This window comes from Gardnerella rara, assembly GCF_055452355.1.
The window spans coordinates 1-18,406 of sequence record NZ_JBVBJP010000002.1 but is presented as its reverse complement, the minus strand read 5'-3'; the positions used below and the strand labels follow the sequence as shown (position 1 = coordinate 18,406).

Annotated in this window: 14 protein-coding genes, 3 tRNA genes and 1 pseudogene; 3 read left to right on the top strand and 15 right to left on the bottom strand. The window is 45.4% G+C overall.

Annotated features, from left to right (window positions below; all coding sequences use genetic code 11):
• Positions 1-13 precede the first annotated feature (13 nt).
• The 5 genes from ACZ0NX_RS01705 to ACZ0NX_RS01685 form a co-directional block, all read right to left on the bottom strand.
• The gene (locus ACZ0NX_RS01705; RefSeq protein WP_464405172.1) at positions 14-979 is read right to left on the bottom strand and encodes a purine nucleoside phosphorylase YfiH/LACC1 family protein; all 966 of its coding nucleotides are present in this window, start codon (positions 977-979) and stop codon (positions 14-16) included.
• Between the two features lie 71 nt (positions 980-1,050).
• Positions 1,051-1,914, bottom strand: coding sequence for an aldo/keto reductase (locus ACZ0NX_RS01700; RefSeq protein WP_415695613.1), 864 nt, complete (start codon positions 1,912-1,914; stop codon positions 1,051-1,053).
• A gap of 166 nt (positions 1,915-2,080) precedes the next feature.
• On the bottom strand, positions 2,081-4,831 hold the full coding sequence (locus tag ACZ0NX_RS01695; RefSeq protein WP_464405170.1) for a polyribonucleotide nucleotidyltransferase: 2,751 nt from the start codon (positions 4,829-4,831) through the stop codon (positions 2,081-2,083).
• Between the two features lie 422 nt (positions 4,832-5,253).
• Complete coding sequence (rpsO, locus tag ACZ0NX_RS01690; RefSeq protein WP_004131651.1) at positions 5,254-5,523, bottom strand: 30S ribosomal protein S15; 270 nt, start codon at positions 5,521-5,523, stop codon at positions 5,254-5,256.
• Positions 5,524-5,643: 120 nt separating this feature from the next.
• Entirely contained in the window at positions 5,644-6,291 is a 648-nt protein-coding gene (locus ACZ0NX_RS01685) for a hypothetical protein (RefSeq protein WP_060787123.1), read from the bottom strand.
• Between the two features lie 140 nt (positions 6,292-6,431).
• On the opposite strand from ACZ0NX_RS01685, the gene ACZ0NX_RS01680 reads away from it, so the two are divergent.
• Positions 6,432-7,127, top strand: coding sequence for a DedA family protein (locus tag ACZ0NX_RS01680; protein WP_464405168.1), 696 nt, complete (start codon positions 6,432-6,434; stop codon positions 7,125-7,127).
• Positions 7,128-7,222: 95 nt separating this feature from the next.
• A tRNA-Ala gene (locus ACZ0NX_RS01675) sits at positions 7,223-7,295 on the top strand.
• A 74-nt stretch (positions 7,296-7,369) separates the two neighbouring features.
• On the opposite strand, the gene ACZ0NX_RS01670 is transcribed toward ACZ0NX_RS01675, so the two are convergent.
• The 9 genes from ACZ0NX_RS01670 to ACZ0NX_RS01630 form a co-directional block, all read right to left on the bottom strand.
• Positions 7,370-9,337: a serine/threonine protein kinase gene (locus ACZ0NX_RS01670; protein ID WP_415688907.1), complete on the bottom strand. Its 1,968-nt coding sequence runs from the start codon at positions 9,335-9,337 to the stop codon at positions 7,370-7,372.
• A 147-nt stretch (positions 9,338-9,484) separates the two neighbouring features.
• Complete coding sequence (gene murA / locus ACZ0NX_RS01665; RefSeq protein ID WP_060787120.1) at positions 9,485-10,843, bottom strand: UDP-N-acetylglucosamine 1-carboxyvinyltransferase; 1,359 nt, start codon at positions 10,841-10,843, stop codon at positions 9,485-9,487.
• A 96-nt stretch (positions 10,844-10,939) separates the two neighbouring features.
• The gene (locus ACZ0NX_RS01660) at positions 10,940-12,370 is read right to left on the bottom strand and encodes a metallophosphoesterase (protein ID WP_464405165.1); all 1,431 of its coding nucleotides are present in this window, start codon (positions 12,368-12,370) and stop codon (positions 10,940-10,942) included.
• 321 nt (positions 12,371-12,691) lie between these two features.
• A tRNA-Gln gene (locus ACZ0NX_RS01655) sits at positions 12,692-12,763 on the bottom strand.
• A 40-nt stretch (positions 12,764-12,803) separates the two neighbouring features.
• Positions 12,804-12,876: transfer RNA gene (locus ACZ0NX_RS01650), tRNA-Glu, on the bottom strand.
• 186 nt (positions 12,877-13,062) lie between these two features.
• Entirely contained in the window at positions 13,063-14,625 is a 1,563-nt protein-coding gene (gene gltX / locus ACZ0NX_RS01645; protein WP_415695605.1) for a glutamate--tRNA ligase, read from the bottom strand.
• Positions 14,626-14,652: 27 nt separating this feature from the next.
• On the bottom strand, positions 14,653-15,582 hold the full coding sequence (locus tag ACZ0NX_RS01640) for a hypothetical protein (protein ID WP_464405163.1): 930 nt from the start codon (positions 15,580-15,582) through the stop codon (positions 14,653-14,655).
• A gap of 106 nt (positions 15,583-15,688) precedes the next feature.
• A complete protein-coding gene (locus ACZ0NX_RS01635; protein WP_415688898.1) occupies positions 15,689-16,321 on the bottom strand; it encodes a histidine phosphatase family protein in 633 nt (210 codons plus the stop codon).
• Between the two features lie 24 nt (positions 16,322-16,345).
• On the bottom strand, positions 16,346-16,855 hold the full coding sequence (locus ACZ0NX_RS01630) for a GtrA family protein (protein ID WP_464405161.1): 510 nt from the start codon (positions 16,853-16,855) through the stop codon (positions 16,346-16,348).
• Positions 16,856-16,957: 102 nt separating this feature from the next.
• Between ACZ0NX_RS01630 and ACZ0NX_RS01625 the strand changes: the two genes are divergently transcribed.
• Positions 16,958-17,305, top strand: a complete 348-nt coding sequence (locus tag ACZ0NX_RS01625; RefSeq protein WP_101886618.1) for a phenylpyruvate tautomerase MIF-related protein — start codon at positions 16,958-16,960, stop codon at positions 17,303-17,305.
• 172 nt (positions 17,306-17,477) lie between these two features.
• Here ACZ0NX_RS01625 and ACZ0NX_RS01620 read toward each other — a convergent pair.
• Positions 17,478-18,406: pseudogene (locus ACZ0NX_RS01620) on the bottom strand (hypothetical protein); the annotation flags it as partial.

Here is an 18,406-nt window from a genome sequence, read left to right as displayed (position 1 = left end):
TCCATTCGTAGCTCTACTTGTCTTTTATAACTAACGCTAACATTCTGCCTTCGTGCGATTTTCCTGCAAGACCCGCGCGCCTGTGTGAATACCAGAGTGGATTTTCCAGCGTACACATTGGGTTTTGCAACGCCTGCAGGCGATTTTCCAGCGCTTCGCCTTCGCCATCTACCTTACAAATAGTTTGCAATTCCTCGTCTTTAGCCAAATATTGCGTGGCGGCAGTAACGCGCGGAAAAGCCTCCACAACGTTTGCAACTCCTGCCAGCGCTAAATCAATACGAGCAGCTTGCGCAATATCAATTCCAACGCCGCCAAATCGCGTACGCGTTGCAGTCTGCGGGTAGCGCCGCTCAAAGTCGCACGCTATTTCTTCTCCAACTTCGTAGCAATCGCCACAAATGCATGGCCCCAAAACAGCAGTTATGCTAGAACGATTAGCGCCCTTTTTGCACATTGCTTCAATAACCGAATCAAGCACTCCAGCCATTAAGCCTTTGCGGCCGCAATGCGCTGCAGCAACTACTCCCGACTCGCTATCTGCAAGCAAAACTGGCAAGCAGTCGGCAGCAAACATTCCTAAAGCAAGCGAACAAGCAGTTGAAACTTGCGCATCTGCTTCAATTTGCAATTGAGAATCCGCAAAACCCGTGGCATCAAAGCCATACGACGTATCCCACGAATCAACTATTTCGTCTGCATCAAATACGCTATTGCCGTGAACTTGGCTAACAAGGCACAAGTCGGCTTTAATCGCACGTTGCAAAGCGCAACGATTGCTAAACACGGATTTAAAGTCGTCTCCAGCCTTGCCGCCTAAGTTAAGCGAAGCAAACGCGCCTTCGGAAATTCCACCCAAACGCGTTGTAAAAACGGCGTGCGCGCGCGAGCCTAATGGCACTGGAATTGTTACTGGAATTGGCAAGCCGTCTTCATCTTCGTGCGCAAGTGGCATTCCTGCTACGCTAGTTTCTTGCATATTATTCGCTTTCGTTTTGTACCATTTTTGTACCATTTAATGCATTAATGCAACAGACTAATCCAAATCAACTAGCCTAAATAAGCTAATTCTTCGTCGCTTAATTGCAAATCTGCAGCCTTTAAACTGTCTAAAATCGTTGCTGGCCTATGCGCTCCTGGAATAACAAAAACGTTGCTGCCCTTGGCAAGTTCCCAAGCCAAAACAACCTGCTGATAGCTAACTTTGTGAGCATTTGCCACTTTACGGAACGGATCAAAAAGATGCTCATCGTACGGGTGACGGAATCCACCAAGTGGACTCCAGCAAACAAACGCAATTCCAAGCTTCTTGCAATATTGCAACGTGTCTTCGTTTTCTAAATGCACTGGCGAATACTGATTTTGCACAGCCACTAGCTTGCTTCCTAAAATCTTGCGCGCAATGTCAATTTGCTCAACAGACGCGTTAGAAATGCCGATTTCGCGCGCAACACCCTCATCGAGCAACTGTTGCATTGCCTCAATCGACTCGTTGTATGGAACTTGCGGATCTGGCCTGTGGAAGTAAAGCAAATCAATAGTGTCTACTCCAAGAGCCATTGCCGACTCTTTAGCGTGCGCAATCAAATGCTCTGGCTTTCCATCTTTACCCCACGTTGGCTTTCCGTCTGTAAAGTTGCGGAAGTGACCGACTTTTGTTGCAACAAGAATTGAAGATTTGTCTCCATTCCAGCTTTCCAACGCCTCGCGCACAAGCTTTTCGCCAGTTTGCTCCTCGCCACCCGAGCAGTAATACGCCCACGCCGTATCTATATGCGTACAACCCGCGTTTAAAGCTGCGTGGATTGTTTCAATGCCCATACTGTGCCCAAGATTGTTTTCAATCGTTAGAGGCATCTCGCCAAAGCCAATAGCCGTGGTATTAAACGATCCTAGAGTGCGATTCATGGCCATTTTTGCTCCTGTTCAAGTGTTTTAAAAACTGTTTCAAAATGCCCCCAAGCGCAAAAGCAACTTGAAGGCATTTAGATCTTTTATTTTATATGATTACGCGCTTACGATACGCGATTACGTTAAGCGATTACTCGCTTGCATTTGACTTGCGATTAACCTATTTAAATTAATCCTCGTCAAATGGGTCAAAATCGCGGCGGATTCTGCGACGAGGGCGTTCTGCGCGCTCCTCGCGTGCAGCGCGATACTCATCGTAGTGGTCGTCGTCTGCAGCGTAGCGCAGGTTGCGGTCGCTCACTCGGCGATCCGAGTTGCGGCGAGGGCGTTCTGCGCGATCGTCGGAGCGGTCGGAACGTTCGCTCGTATTATCGCCTCTATCGTCATAGCGCGAATCACGGTCGTCACGAGGAGCACGCCTACGTGGACGGTCTTCATAATCGTTGTTATCGTAGCGATCACTTCTACGATCATCTCTTCTAGAAGAGCGGTCATCGTAGCGGCTGGAACGATCAGAACGATTATCCCTGTCGTCGTAGCGCGAATCGCGGTCGTCGCGAACACTGCGGCGGCGAGGGCGATCGTCTCTATCTTCGCGATCTTCCCTATCTTCACGAGGAGCACGCCTACGGTCGCTTCTGCGATCATCCCTGTCATCCCTATCTTCGCGTGGCCCGCGTCCGCGATTTTCGCGAGGTGCTGGCGCCGAAGACTCTTGATTTTCAAAACCAGGAATTGCCAAAGAAATCTTGCCGCGCTCATCCACGCTTTGCACGATTACTTCTACGGTATCTCCCTCTTTAAGCACATCTTCAACAGTGTCAATGCGCTCACCGTTAGCAAGGTTACGAATCTGAGAAATATGCAACAAGCCGTCGCTTCCAGGCGTCAAATTAACAAACGCACCAAAGCTTGTTGTTTTAACAACCTTGCCCGTAAAGGTTTCTCCAGCCTTTGGAATACGTGGGTTAGCAATGGAATCAATGATTTCCTTAGCCTTCTCGGCAGCTTCGCCACCTTCGGAAGAAATGTAAACGGTACCGTCGTCTTCAATAGCAATCTCGGCACCAGTTTCTTCTTGAATCTGGTTAATCATCTTGCCCTTAGGGCCAATCACTTCGCCAATCTTATCTACAGGAATCGTAGTTGTAATAATGCGTGGAGCGAATGGGCTCATCTCTGCTGGGCAGTCGATGCACTCGTTAATAACCTCAAGAATGGTAGCGCGAGCCTCGTGAGCCTGCTGCAAAGCGGAAGCCAAAATGTCTGCTGGAATGCCATCGAGCTTTGTATCCAGCTGCAAAGCGGTGATGAATTCAGATGTACCAGCAACCTTAAAGTCCATATCTCCAAACGCATCTTCTGCGCCAAGAATATCGGTTAAAGTCTTAAAGATGTGCTTGCCATCAACGTCTCCCGAAACCAAGCCCATAGCAATACCGGCAACTGGAGCCTTTAAAGGCACGCCAGCAGCAAGCAGGGAAAGCGTAGAAGCGCACACAGATCCCATAGACGTAGAACCATTGGAACCAATAGCTTCCGATACCTGACGAATAGCATATGGGAACTCTTCGCGACTTGGCAAAACTGGCACCAAAGCCTTCTCTGCCAAAGCACCATGGCCAATCTCGCGACGCTTAGGGGATCCAACTCTGCCCGTTTCGCCAGTGGAGTATGGAGGCATCTCGTAGTTGTGCATGTAGCGCTTGGTCTGTGGGCCAGAAAGCGCATCCACCTGCTGCTCCATCTTAAGCATGTTCAAAGTGGTTACGCCCAAAATCTGGGTTTCGCCGCGCTGGAAGAGCGCAGAACCATGAACGCGTGGAACAATATCTACTTCGGCACTAAGCGTACGAATATCGCGCAAGCCACGGCCATCAATGCGGTAATCTTCCGTCAAAATACGACGACGAACAATCTGGCGCTGCAACTCCTTAAAGGCGTTACCAAGCTCCTTTTCTTTTTCTTCATCGTCCATATCGGTAAACTCTTGCGCAATCGCCTCGCGCACGCCTTCCTTAATTTCCGCAATGCGGTCTTGGCGTGGAAGCTTTTCTGCAATCGAAAGAGCTTCGTTCAAATCTGCATGAGCAATCTCATCGATTCTTGCATAAAGCTCATCCGTGTACTCTGGGAACAGCTGGAATTCCTTGGTTTCCTTAGATGCAATGCGCTTCAACTCATTTTGTGCTTCGCAAATAACCTTAATAAACGGCTTTGCAGCTTCTAAGCCTCCAGCTACAACTTCCTCATCTGGCTTGATTTGACCTTCGTTATAAATCAAATTCCAAGCATTCTTTCCAGCGCCTGCTTCAATCATTGCAATAGCAACGTCGCCATTTTCAATAACGCGACCAGCCACAACAATCTCAAACACAGCGCGTTCGCGTTCGCTCCAACGAGGGAATGCAACCCACTGGCCATCAATCAAAGCCAAACGAACGCCAGAAACTGGGCCTTCAAATGGAAGACCAGAAATCATAGTAGATGCAGATGCAGCGTTTAAAGCAATAACATCGTAGGCGTCATCTGGATTAATCGCCAAAATCGTCTCTACAACCTGCACTTCGTTACGCAAAGTGTGTGGGAAAAGTGGACGCAACGGGCGGTCAATAATACGGCACGCAAGCGTTGCCTCATTTGATGGGCGGCCTTCCCTGCGGAAGAAAGATCCTGGAATCTTACCAGCAGCGTACATTTTTTCTTCCACATCCACAGTCAACGGGAAGAAATCGTAGTTTTCTTTTGGACTAGACCCTGCAGTCGTCGTCGACAAAATCATGGAATCGTCATCCAAGTATGCGGCAACAGCACCGTCAGCCTGCTGAGCGAGGCGACCTGTTTCAAAACGCAGCGTGCGCTTTCCAAATGAACCATTATCAATAACGGCTTCTACAGCCTTAATTTCGGGACCCTCCACGGGTTCCTCCTTTTCTAACTTACCTAATCAACCAACATGCGTCGTCATTGGCAGACCCGCTTTTTTGTTACCTTTACCTAACATCCGCGCGAATCTTTGCAAAATGCATAACCAACATTTCGTAGTTTTTTGTTTCGGTTACTTCAATCATCCATATTCAATTATGTTTTATTCTTCAGTTATAAATCCTACAAACTTAAGAATTCACTAAAACTAAATCGCTTAAATCTTCAATCTAAAATCGCTTTAAATCACTAATCTAAAATCACTTTAAATCTTAAATTCATCTATTTAATCAGCCATTTAATCAAGCTTTTTAATTCTACTTCAAACCCGCTAAATAAACTAGGACTTAATAAATAGTATGCATAAACACAACCGCATAAATACAAAAGCCCGAGCTTATGCCCGGGCAAAAAGACTTATCGACGCAATCCGAGTCGATCAATCAAAGAACGATAGCGGTTGATGTCTACGCGCTTCAAGTAATCAAGAAGACGGCGACGATCACCAATCATGAGCATCATACCACGACGAGAGTGGTGATCATGCTTGTGCTCCTTCAAATGATCGGTAAGGTCGGAGATGCGCTTGCTGAGCAAAGCAACCTGAACCTCTGGGGAACCCGTGTCACCCTCGTGCGTTGCGTATTCGTTGATAATGTTCTTCTTATCTTCAGCCGTTAATGCCACGGCGTCCTCCTTATATAATTACTGCGCGGTGCCGCATCCTTTAATGCAGCGCTTGCAAATCCGCGGGCGTTACACGCCGAGTTTCAATGTTACAACTATGCCCAAACAAGCTTATAAAGGCTACATAGCCGTTATAAATCCGCCAAAAATCACCACAAGAATCGCCAGAACTTCAATAGCGTAAAACATTATGAACGAAGCCCAACTGCGAGTCAAAACGTTTAATCGCGACTTTTTAGGAACTACTACAAGCAATCCAACAAACAGAATCGCATAAATGGCAACACCAAATCCAGCAGAGATTATTCCAAGATTTGCAGCATTTGCAAGTCCACTAAAAGCACCATAAACCACGTACGTTGAATACCAAAAGCTTAAGCGAAGCAGGCATAATCCGCTAATAAACTGTTCAATCGTTAGAAAAACAACAAACAAAAAGCGCCACAACCATTTGCTGGACTCAATTAATGCCATTGCCAAAGCCGTAGCCGTTGCAACAGTTGTAACCCATGCAATAAACACAACACCTTGAGCAGATAGGCCAGAAAAATTCTTAACAACCCAAGCCGTGTGTTGAACCGCCAAAGTTCTACCCACCCAGTATGGAACAACAATCGCTACAAGAAGAATCGCAAAATACAACACCCAACGTTTAGGATTTGAGTGGCGTTTGGAAATATCGGCTATAGATAGCTCCGACTCCAATTCGCTAGGTGATTCAAGGGTTTTATCTGCGTTAGCATTTGCGTTTGCTTTACGCTGATCCATCTCTTGCACTCTCCTTTAACGCGCTAAACACTTAATGAATACCTTACCAGGCACATTCCCCTATCTAAAGCGTGCAATATAATGGTTACTCCACGCGATTGTAGCAAAATGCGCAATCACAAATAGATTTAGGTACGTACATGGGTTTTATTCACTTTATTCTTAACCTTCTTAAAGATCCACGCTCTGCTATAGCTGGCTGGATTGCTATGGGAACCGCCCCAGCACTAGGACTAATCTTTCTAATCATCTTTATTGAAACTGGTGTTGTGTTCTTCCCATTCTTACCTGGCGACTCCTTGCTTTTTGCAGCTGGATTCTTTGCAGCCCCAGATTCCACAACGGGTAAAAGCTCACTTCCACTTGCAATTTTGCTCGCCGTTGTTTGGCTTGCGCCTATTATTGGCGACCAATGCAACTACTTTATTGGCCACTTTTTTGGCAGGCGAATCGTTGAATCTGGCAAAGTTAAAGCCCTAACACCTGAGCGCATTGCTAAAACAGAAAAGATGATAGATAAGTGGGGCCCAATCGCCGTATTCTTAGGCAGATTCTTCCCATTTATCCGCACATTTATGCCGTTTATTTCGGGCATTTCTGGCATGCGCTGGACTCGTTTTACGCCATTTTCTATTTTTGGCGGAGTAGTCTGGTCGTCGCTTTTTACTCTTCTCGGATACTTCTTTGGAAACATTCCTTTTGTTCAAAAGAATTTTGAGCTTGTTATAGTTGCGATTTTGCTGATTTCTCTTGTTCCAACTTTTATTGGACTTTACAAAGCTCACTCTGCCAACAAAGCTAAAAAGCGCTTGGAAGGCAAATCGCAGCAGGATTAACCAAAGGATTAGCAACGTTTTACAACACTCCCACGCTGCTAGCGTTGTACTTTTACACATTTTGTAGTACAGTGTGCAGAGTTGTGTAAAACATTGGGGCTATAGCTCAGTTGGTAGAGCGCTTCGTTCGCATCGAAGAGGTCGTGGTTTCGATTACCATTAGCTCCACTAAGCCCACTGCATTCATTCCACCGCAGTGGGCTTTTTCTTTTCTCTACCTCGCTTGGCGAAGTCATTAAATCCTAGGCACCGCTGTTATCGAATGTGTTTTCAACAGAGTCGATTAGCGAATCCGCCTGGCCTATTATCTGCTTAACTCTGCTATCAACGTTCTTATTTTGCGACTTTAAAGACCGCGCCAAATCCAACGCATCGTCAAAAATCTTTTCAACAATATCTTGATTTACGCCATCTGCCTTAAACTGCGCGCTCCACTTATTTAGCGACTCAAACGCAATCTCGCTTGCATCGATTTTTACAATCTCATTTTCGTTTTTCTTTGCGTTTTCAATAAAAGTGCGCAATTTTGCAGCGTACTCTCGCGCCTTGGGTTTTTCTTTTCCTTGCGTATAATTTGCAAAATCCAAGTAACCGCTGCCAAGCGTAGAATACATTAACGCAGATTCATAATCCTTTGATTTAACTCCTTTTAGCGCCTCTGCAAACCACTTAGCAGATTGCTCTATGCGCTCTTTTCTGTTTGCATTTATTGGCGCTTCTTCGTCTTTAGCCGCATAATACCAATATGCTTTGCCCACAGATAGGCACAGCTCATACCAGTCTTCGGATTTTTTAAGCGTCGACTTGTACTTATCAACAAATGCTGTAAAATCTTCTCTTTCGCTTGCGTTCCACCTAAAATCTTCAATCTGGTTTACTAAAAGTCGCAGCGCTGGCTGAATAGATATAGGCTGAACATTTGCATTAAAAAGTTTGATTTGCAAAGCCATAGCCTTATCAACGTATTCAACAACCTGTTTAGAATCTGTTGACTTTGCAGCTTTAACCATGTATTGCTTATATTCTTGCGCTCTACTTGTTGTTGCAGATGCGTTCTTGTTTTTTGCAGCGATATTGCCATTTTTTACATACGCACTCTTCTGGCTTTGCGTTTGCTTACTTTTAACTGTTATTACAGATTTGCAAGCAAATACAAACACAACACATCCAATAAGTGCCATTAACGCGCAGCAAGCAATCTTAACAATATTTTTCTTTCCACTTTGCACACCATTTTTCTTATGTCTTTTGCCAACATTTTGTTTACCGCCTTTTGCACGCCCTCTTTTGCGCAAAACCAGCCCAGACTCTTCCGTATTTGACTTGATTTTTACGCCAGACTCTAAATCTTCTAAACAATCTTTTAACGCTTGCGCAAACTCCGCGCAATCTTCGTACCGATCCTTTGGATTATTTGCCAAAGCGCGCATCAAAACAGCATTAACGCCACTAGCAGAATCACTCTTAGTTAAATCGAAGTTAGTAAGCGGATGCGATTGTCCTAAACGCGCTTGGCCTAAACGCGCTTGGCCTAAATCTTTAAATCCTTCTAAATAACACCTACCCGTAAGCGCATAAAACAACGTTGCTCCAAGCGCATAAACGTCTGTAAAAACTCCGATTTTAGCGCCCTGCTCAAATAACTCGGGAGCTGCAAATCCCTGCGTTGCAAAACGCGCATCTTGCTTAAATCGGCTTGGCTGCACTAAAACACCATCTTCGTTTTTAAGTTCTAGTGCGGAGCCAAAATCAATTAAATGCACGCTGGAATCGCCAGAAACCATAACGTTAGAAGGTTTTAAATCGCAATAAATAACAGCTGGCTTTAACGAGTGAAGGTATTGCAATAAATCGCATAGCTTAATTCCTAAAACGCACACTTGGCTAGGACTAATAACGCCACTTTGCTCAATAATTGTTTTTAAAGAACAGCCTTCAACATAATCGCGAACAGCGTATGCTCTGCCGTTTTCTTTAAAAAAATCAACGATTCTAGGAATACAAGGATGATTGCAGTGGTTTAAAACCTCCACTTCCGCTCGAAGCGACTGCAAAATCAAGTCATTTTTATCGCTATCTAAATGCTCAGCAGACGTCTCTTTAACAGCCCACTGCTTGTGTAAAACAGTGTCTACAGCAAGATACACGCTAGAAGTTCCGCCAGAACCGAGTTTTCCCAGCAGCTGATATTTTCCACCCACACAAACCATATTTTCCGCACTTTCATAAAATCACGTCGACAATAATCCTGTGCGCTAAACTCTATGCACTAATTTATGCAAAGAAAAGACTTAGAGGAAAATGTGTACCAAAGCCATTAAAGCCCTAGAAAAATAAGGGAAAAGTTATCCACATTGCTAGTCGATGTCTGCACCAAGAGCAGTGAGCTTGCCTCTAAAATCTGCATAACCGCGGTCAATAAGCGAAATACCCTTAACGTTAGACGGCCCCTTAGCTGTAAGAGCAGCAATAAGATGGCTAAAACCGCCTCGCAAATCTGGAACATCAATATCTTGACCAGTAAGAGGAGTTGGCCCAAAAATAACAGCAGAATGCTTGTAATTGCGCTGCTGGAATCGGCATGGAAGCGATCCAAGGCACTCGCGATATAGCTGAATCATTGCGCCCATTTGCACAAGAGGCTTTGTAAAGCCAAAACGATTCTCGTACACCGTTTCGTGCACAATACTCAAGCCCTTAGCCTGCGTTAAAGCAACAACAAGCGGCTGCTGCCAATCGGTCATAAAACCAGGATGAACGTCGGTTTCAATAGCAACTGGATGCAAATCTCCGCCTGGATGCCAGAATCGAATACCGTTATCTGCAACGTCAAACTGTCCGCCAACCTTGCGGAAAACGTTTAAGAATGTCATCATCTCTGGCTGGGTTGCGCCCTTAATAAACACATCTCCATGAGTGGCGAGCGCCGCCGAAGCCCAAGATGCTGCCTCAATCCTATCGGTTAAAGCAGTGTGGTTGTAGCCTTGAAGCTTATCTACGCCTTCGATTCTAAAAGTGCGATCAACATCTACAGAGATGATTGCGCCCATTTTTTGCAAAACGGCCACCAAATCCATAATCTCTGGCTCGATTGCAGCACCCGAAAGCTCCGTTTTGCCATCTGCAAGAACGGCAGCAAGAAGCGTCTGCTCCGTAGCACCAACCGAAGGGTACGGAAGGTGGATTTTGGTGCCATGCAAGCCGTTTGGAGCAGTAATGTGAATACCATCTTCGTGGTCTTTATTTACATTTGCGCCAAGCTTGCGCAAGGTTTCAAGATGAAAATCTATAGGGCGCCCACCAATATTGCACCCACCAAGCGCTGGAATAAAAGCCTCACCAAGCCTATGAAGAAGCGGGCCAGAAAACAGAATTGGAATACGAGAAGACCCCGATAGCGTGTCTACGTCTGCAACGTCTGCAAGTTGAACCTTGCTTGCGTCAATGCTAACAACGCCTGCAGCGCCATCAACGCTTACATCTACGCCATGCAACCGAAGCAAATCCGAAACAACATGAACATCCCTAATTTCTGGAACATTCTTTAACACGGATTTTCCAGGAGCTAAGAGCGCGGCAACCATTGCCTTGCTAACAAAGTTTTTTGCGCCACGAACTTTAATAGTTCCGTTAAGCGGCTTACCACCTTCTACATGCAAAACGTCTGCAGCCCCAACGCCACTTTCGTTCTGTTCAGCCGTGTTTTGCGCAGACACATTTACCTCTTTCGTTTGCAACTAAAACTAATAACTATAATACCTACATGCGTGCCAATCGCGCTCAGATTTGCGCCAATGCTACATAATCACGCGCTACTTTGCAGCTAAAGACCGCCATCTTCTTAAAATCCTTGCAAAAAGTGAAGGCTTTTGCAATAAGTCAACTTCTGGCAAATCGTGACTGCAATCTGCGTTTAAACCATACGTGTATGCCTTTTTAGATGAGGCTTTTCCAACCAAATCGCCAAATTCTAGCATCTGTGTTCTAGGCTCATAAGGGTGACGAATGTCAAACTCAAGAAGCCTTGCGCCGCATTTAGACGCCACTGGCCCGTAAGACCCAAATCCGCACGTTGCAGTGGCCATTAGAAGTATGCCAGAATCCTCGCACCTGCCCGCAAACGCGTTTCTGTGATCATGACCCGCGCAAAAAGCAAAGGCCCCAATCTTTTGCAAAATATTATATTCACCACTGTCTTTATCTGGGCAGCTCACGCCTTCTCCAAGATATCCATCTGGCAAAACGCGATTATCGTCTAAAGCGTAGTATTTTCCAGCAAAACGCCTATAGCCTTCGATTGCGTGTTCTTTAGCAGCGCAATCCTTAGAAACTTCGCGCAGCAAATCGTAGTATTGCGGAAGCGGAAAATGCTGAAAAACGCAGAATTTTGGTGGCAAAAAGCTTGGCAAATCCGCTAAAAAGTCAAGTGCCTTGCTGGAAGGACTTCCGTAACCACCACGCTTTTCGTAGTCGCCAGAATCTACAAGAACAATAGAAAATACGACTTTTTCTTGATTTACATCCATAACAGGCAGAGCAAAAGTTCCCGCTTGGCAAGGAAATATTATTTGCTTTGGCAAAATGCTTTTTGGAAGAGACATTGCAGATGCGCTAGAAAATCCCCCATCGGTTTGCTGGCGATTCAAGCAGCCCGAAAACTCTTGATACAAAGAATCCAGCTCCGCGTTGCTTAATCCGCACTGAAAATCGTGATTCCCGTACGTTAATGCCCATGGAATTGAGCGATCTTCTAAAGGCTTTACCATGCGCTTAATATGCTCTAAGACTTTTTTGCGCGTATCTTGCAAAGCGTTTTCACGCGACTTGCGAGCGTCTACTCCACGGTTATCTTGCGACTCATCCCAGCGCCTACGCACAAAAGTGTTTGCAAAATCTTTAGCATACCCAGCAATCTGATTTCCGCTAAAAATCACAATATCTGGCTTAACTGCATCGCATGCAGACTCTATAAGCTTAATGGTGTCTTTACTGATTTTTGGCGCATCTTGAACATCCGCAAACTGTAAAACACGGAATTTTCCCGAAAGATGAAATTGCAACTTACCTAATCTTGCAGAAACGGACATTGGCAACTTTGGCAAATCCGATGCATTAGATGACTTAGATGCGTTAGATGACTTAGCAAAACTTGACGATTTAGCATTTTGAGAAGACTCTTGCCCGTTTAGACTACTTTTCAAAATCTTAGAGTCGTTTTTATCAGATTCTGCAATTTCTAACATAGTTCAAGCATACGGCACAGCATCGGGCGTATCAACAAAACGCGGAAAAACGGCGATTTTTTACAATATTTTAAGATAACTTTAAGGCAATAACCTATTTGCCTTAAGAAAAGGGTGATTATATATAAACCATAAAGCTAATAAATCGCAATAGGCAGCGATTTACACCAATAACTGAACCTCTCTTCTTCTCTTCTTTCTAACCCCGAGCTAACCGCTCGGGGTTTTTGCTTTGCATGAGATTTGCACAAGAGGGGTTATAGGCAAAAAAGGTAGGTCGGAGAGAACAAAAAAAGCCCCCGCGATTACGAGAGCTATTCGCTGGGGTACCTGGACTCGAACCAAGAATGGATGAACCAGAATCACCTGTGTTGCCAATTACACCATACCCCAATTGGCAGGCGTCGCGGCTCTTGGAACCGTTCCGTCTTTGTACCCCCGACCGGATTTGAACCGGTGTTGGCGCCGTGAGAGGGCGTAGTCCTAGGCCGCTAGACGACGGGGGCTTCATTTATATTTGCTACGCCTCTTGACGCAACAAATGTCGACTTTACAACATAACGCAAATACATGCAACCGCGGCGTGTCGCAGCAAATACAAATCAAACACAAATCAAATACAAAAATGCCCTCACCCAAGTGCAAAAGCACAAGAAGCGAGGGCATTAATCGCGTTAAGTTTGATTACACTCTTACAGGTTTTCGCGCAAACCAGCCAAACGCGCCAAAGTTACATCTTTGCCAATAATTTCCATTGACTCAAAAAGTGGCGGCGAAACGCGGCGTCCAGAAAGAGCCACGCGCACAGGGCCAAACGCCAATCGTGGCTTGTAACCAGCCTCTTCAACAAGCTTCTTGTTCAAAAGCTCATGCAAAGAATCCGTATGCCAATCAGAAGCCTCAACGCTCTTTAAAGCAGCAATCGCAGCGTCAAGCACCTCACCTGCAGATTCCTTAAGCTGCTTACGCGCATCGTCATCTGGCTCAATGTAGGCTGCATCACTTAACAAGCTAGAAACCATTCCAGCAACCTCGCCAAGCAAGCGCACGCGAGGCTGAACAAGCGGAGCTGCAGCGGTGAGCACCTCGCGCTCGCGACTAGTCAAAGCATCCCAGCTTTCTGCGCTCACAACGCCATCCTTATGCAAGTAAGGCACAGAGCGATTCAAGAAGTCTTGCGGATCAAGCATACGAATATGCTCCGCATTAATGGAGATTGCCTTATCTAAGTCAAAGTGCGCAGGATTTGCCTTAACGTCTCGCACATCAAACTTTTCAATCATCTCGTCCATAGAGAACACATCGCGATCAGGCGCAATCGACCAGCCAAGCAAAGCCAAGTAGTTAAGCAAGCCTTCTGGAATAAAGCCGTTATCTCTATGCAAGAACAAGTTGGACTCAGGGTCTCTCTTAGAAAGCTTCTTCTTACCTTCGCCCATAACATAAGGCATATGGCCGTAAAGTGGCGTTTCTTTAGCAATACCCATTTCCATAAGGTAACGGTAAAGCACAATCTGACGAGGTGTGGAGCTAAGAATATCCTCACCACGCAAAACAACGTTTACATCCATTAATGCATCATCAACAGGATTTGTAAGCGTGTAAAGTGGATCACCATTCGGGCGCACAATCACATAATCTGGAACAGATCCAGCTTTAAAAGTGATTTCTCCACGAATCAAATCGTTAAAAGTAATGTCTTCATTTGGCATCTTTAAGCGAAGTGCAGGCTTTCTGCCCTCCTCGCGGAAAGCTTGCTTCTGCTCCTCAGTAAGGTTGCGATCGTATCCATCGTAGCCAAACTCAGCTGGTCGACCTGCAGCAATATTGCGCTCTTTAATCTCTTCTGGAGTAGAGAAAGACTCATAAGCGTAGCCAGCTTCAAAAAGCTTTTGCGCTACATCCTTATAAATCTCCATACGCTGAGACTGGCGGTAAGGGCCATTTTCTCCGCCAACATCAATGCCCTCGTCCCAATCAATATTTAGCCAACGAAGAGCCTCAATAATCTGCTGATAGCTTTCCTCGCTATCTCGCTCGTTATCCGTGTCTTCAATGCGGAATAGCAACTTGCCATGAGTGTGGCGCGCTTCTGCCCAATTAAATAGCGCAGTACGAACCATGCCAACGTGAGGCGTGCCAGTTGGAGAAGGGCAAAAACGCACGCGAACATGCTCTGGCATTTGCGGCTTAGTGGATTTTGCTGCATCGTTAGCAGCGATTTGAGTTTCCTCTGTATCAGTCATAGGTTCCATTGTGCCGCGCGTTACGGACGTGCCTATCTAGTCAAGCGCTTGAGTTGATTCCTTATTCCCCTCCACATGCGCAAACTTAGCAGCCAGCGCTTCGCGTGACTTGCGGTCGTCTTCTTCTTTTGCAAGTTTTTTAGCCTCTTCTGGGTCCCAAAGAACGTCTTCCCTATGCTTTGCCCACTCGCGATTAAGTAATGGAGATGCAAATTCAACCATCGCGCTCATGCCATTTGCGCCATCATCGCCACTTTTTGCACAATCTACAAGCGCACGCCACTGAGTGTCTTTAAACATCATTCGCGGAACTCCAGCAAACTCGCACACTTCGTTTATGTACAAGAATATAGGCAACGTCTCGCAAATATCGCCAGTTTTTTCAATAAGACTTTTAAGAATAAACAGTATTGCCGTAATTTTTTGCGTTTCTACAAGATGTAAATCGTAAAAATTACACTTTTGCTTTGCGTAACTAAACGCATTCTGCAAGATTTCAACGCTCCAATTTCCAGCAACTCCCAAAGCGTCTGCAGCGCTATTTATTGCATTAACATCTTTATAAGCATTGGCTTCAAGTTTGCTAAGAATAGCACTAACATCATTCGCGTTGTTTTCTAGCGCTTCTTGAGCCTCGCTATAGTTTGGATCGTAGCATAAATCCATATCGTCGTAGGCATTTGCCGCTGCAAAAAGCGCGTCAACTATCTCTTGCGGGCGGCCTGGAATTTCGTCCGCGCCTTCGTACACAAACTCTGCGTCTGGAATAGTAACATCAAGATTCGTAAGGATCCTAGCAATCGAATGAATAACCCTAACTTCAAGGTTTTCCGAATATTTTGCATCATTATCTAAATGTCGCGCTTCTTTTAAAGGCCACAATTTTGTTAAATCCACGGCCGTCTTTGCAGCAGACTCAAGCAGACTCAAGGTTTTTGAATCCAGCTTTTCCACAGAATCACTCATGAACGCTCCTTTGCAATGAGTTAGCGCAAACGCAAGGTCTATTAGTTAATCGCATTTGCGATTCGACCACATCTTAAATAATCTATTACCTATTATTCCACACGTTCTACTGCACACGCGCCGCAGGATCCACATATGTGATGGAAAGCACATTCATGTTTTCGCAATCGTAGGTAATCGACGTAATCGACGCCAAAGCTGTTTTTCTAAGCAGCATATTATGCTCCGCGTGACCCGTTTCTAGCAAGTGTCTATAAGACCATATTGGCGATTCATGCGTTACGGCAATAATCTGCTCGCCTGGGTGATTTTTCACTTGCTCGCGTGCAAAATCTCCAACGCGAGACGCAATGCTTTTGTAGGATTCCCCCCAACTCGGCTTCCACAAGTTAGACACAAGCTTCCAATTGTTGTTTTTCCACAAAGCACCTTCGCCGTAGCCGATTCTTTTGCCTCGAAAATTATTTTCCGCTTCGATTAAACGATTGTCTAAAATAATCGGGCCAATTTGCAAAGCGTTTGCGATTTGCTGCGCTGTTTCTTGTGTGCGCTCTAAAGGAGACGAGTAAATCGCACTAATTGTGCGCATTTGTGGAACAGTTGCAATGTATTGCGCCGTGGCACTTGCCATTTTTAAGCCGCGATTAGATAAGTGGAATCCTGGAAGACGCTCGTAAAGCACATGATTTGGATTTTCCACTTCTCCGTGGCGCACAAAATGAATAGTCGTAGCTGGCATATCTTCCCTAAACCTACTTCCAGCTTACTTCCAGCCTTTTGGAGCGTGATTTAAAGACCACTCGCCCAACTTATGTGCAAAGCTGTTATCTTTAGCGGCATCATAATCAGGTTTTTGCGACTTTGTATCGTCTAAAAGCCACTTTCTAATAACAAAATTCCATATAGCTACAACAACAGTGGCAATCAACTTGCCAATGTTTGTGCGAAGCATGTAAATCGCCGTACCGCGCAAAGTTTGCGCCATCCCAAGCGTGCTAAGCCAAATAATCGCATCGTTAATAAGCAAACCAATAACCGCAGAAATAACAAAAATCAGCAACTCCATCCAGCGAGCCATGTCTTCGCGATGCTTAAACACATACTTCATGCTGGCAATGTAGTTAAAAATAAGAGAGATTATAAAAGATATTGTTCCTGCCACAACGTTATTAAAATGCACAAGAAGCAGTAGATTCAACAGCGCCACGTCAATAATAAGCGCAATAATTCCTACGATTCCAAATTTAACAACCTGTTCAATAAGTTTTTTCATACATTCAATTAAACACGCGGAGGCTAACAATTTACTATAATTATTGCGTAACACAAGTTTATAGAACTTAGCAAATTTATAAAAATTAGCAAAGGAGCGATTATGCCAGTTATTCACACTCATGTTTCTGTAAGCACTACACCTGCTCAGCGCGATGCCTTAAAAGCAGCGTACGGCAAGGCGATTAGCGCAGTTCCAGGCAAAAGCGAACATTGGCTTATGTGCCCATTTGAAGACAATATGCCGATTTATTTTGCAGGAGACAATTCCAAGCCTGCAGCTTACGTTGAGGTGAACGTGTTTGGCTCTAGCGTGCCAGGGTCTGCTTGGGAAAAGTTGACAGAGCAGATTATGGCAGCTTTGAATCGCGAGCTTGGAATTCCACAGGATCGCACTTATATTCGTTACACTGCAACCACCGACTGGGGTTGGAACGGCGGCAACTTCTAATCGCGAGTCGCAAGCCACAAGCCGCGTGTAGCACGCAGCACGTAGCAAATCGCACGCCGTAAATAATCACATCAAAACCTAAACAAAAGCCTACCGCAAACAAACGGTAGGCTTTTGCTATACCCAATAGATGTTAGTGCAATCGGCAAAAATTACTTGATGTTTTCTTCCATCATTTTCTTCTTAGAAGAATTGCAAGTCCCGCAATCGAGAAGCCAAGCACTGCAATCAAGCCTGCATACAATGCGATCAAGCCTGCAAATGATGCTGATTCGCCTTTCTTAGGAATCATACCAATACGCTTTTCACGCTGCGGCTTAGGAGCTGGTGCTTCATGCTGCGACTTAGGAGCCGGTGCTTCAGTCTTCGGCTTAGGAGCTGGTGCCTCAGACTGCGACTTACGAGCATCTGCAAGTCTGCGTGCAGCAGGGTCCACCTGAGCCTGCGCCAAAGCTAATGTATCCGCCGACTGCTTAACGGCCGCATCCGACTGCTTAACTTCTGGAGCTGAGCCGGCGTTTGCGTTACCAGCGTTTGCGTTACCAGATCCATCTCCAGCATAGCCAGGCTTATAATCACTTTCAGCACCATCAATCTGAATATTCAACTCGCCATTATCCAAAGTAGCAGGCGCATTATCATTCACACCAGCATCAGAACCACCAGCAGAACCACCAGCAGAACCAGTACTAGAACCACCAGAAGAACCAGCCGACTTCACCTGTAACACATCTGTAACTGCAGTCAAGTTTCCTCTTGTTAAGGTTACAGGCTTTCCACCATCAGTTAACTCTAGTTTCTTACCATTCTTAGGAGTTGCCGTGATGCCATTCGCGTCAAATTCTGCAGGAGTCACGACTTTTTTCACATGATTAGCATCCTCTAACGTGACTTCAAGCCCAGTTAAATCTAGGGTTTCTCCCTCCGTATACTTCAACTTTGTAGGCTGGCTTGTCACACTCATAGACGTTGGTTTCAATTCCTCTACCGCTAGATTTGAAGTCACAGCATCTGCCAAATCTTTTTTAGTTAAAGTAACAGGCTTTCCACCATTTTCTAGTGCTAGTTTTGCACCATTCTCAGGAGTTGCCTTGATCCCAT

Bases quoted from the DNA above. Each gene is read 5' to 3' on its own strand.
- ACZ0NX_RS01670 (WP_415688907.1), bottom strand. From the start codon at position 9,337: ATGGTTTGTGTGGGTGGAAAATATCAGCTGCTGGGAAAACTCGGTTCT.
- ACZ0NX_RS01700 (WP_415695613.1), bottom strand. From the start codon at position 1,914: ATGGCCATGAATCGCACTCTAGGATCGTTTAATACCACGGCTATTGGC.
- ACZ0NX_RS01705 (WP_464405172.1), bottom strand. From the start codon at position 979: ATGCAAGAAACTAGCGTAGCAGGAATGCCACTTGCGCACGAAGATGAA.
- ACZ0NX_RS01685 (WP_060787123.1), bottom strand. From the start codon at position 6,291: ATGGATCAGCGTAAAGCAAACGCAAATGCTAACGCAGATAAAACCCTT.
- ACZ0NX_RS01625 (WP_101886618.1), top strand. From the start codon at position 16,958: ATGCCAGTTATTCACACTCATGTTTCTGTAAGCACTACACCTGCTCAG.
- ACZ0NX_RS01630 (WP_464405161.1), bottom strand. From the start codon at position 16,855: ATGAAAAAACTTATTGAACAGGTTGTTAAATTTGGAATCGTAGGAATT.
- ACZ0NX_RS01660 (WP_464405165.1), bottom strand. From the start codon at position 12,370: ATGTTAGAAATTGCAGAATCTGATAAAAACGACTCTAAGATTTTGAAA.
- ACZ0NX_RS01635 (WP_415688898.1), bottom strand. From the start codon at position 16,321: ATGCCAGCTACGACTATTCATTTTGTGCGCCACGGAGAAGTGGAAAAT.
- ACZ0NX_RS01640 (WP_464405163.1), bottom strand. From the start codon at position 15,582: ATGAGTGATTCTGTGGAAAAGCTGGATTCAAAAACCTTGAGTCTGCTT.
- gltX (WP_415695605.1), bottom strand. From the start codon at position 14,625: ATGGAACCTATGACTGATACAGAGGAAACTCAAATCGCTGCTAACGAT.
- ACZ0NX_RS01680 (WP_464405168.1), top strand. From the start codon at position 6,432: ATGGGTTTTATTCACTTTATTCTTAACCTTCTTAAAGATCCACGCTCT.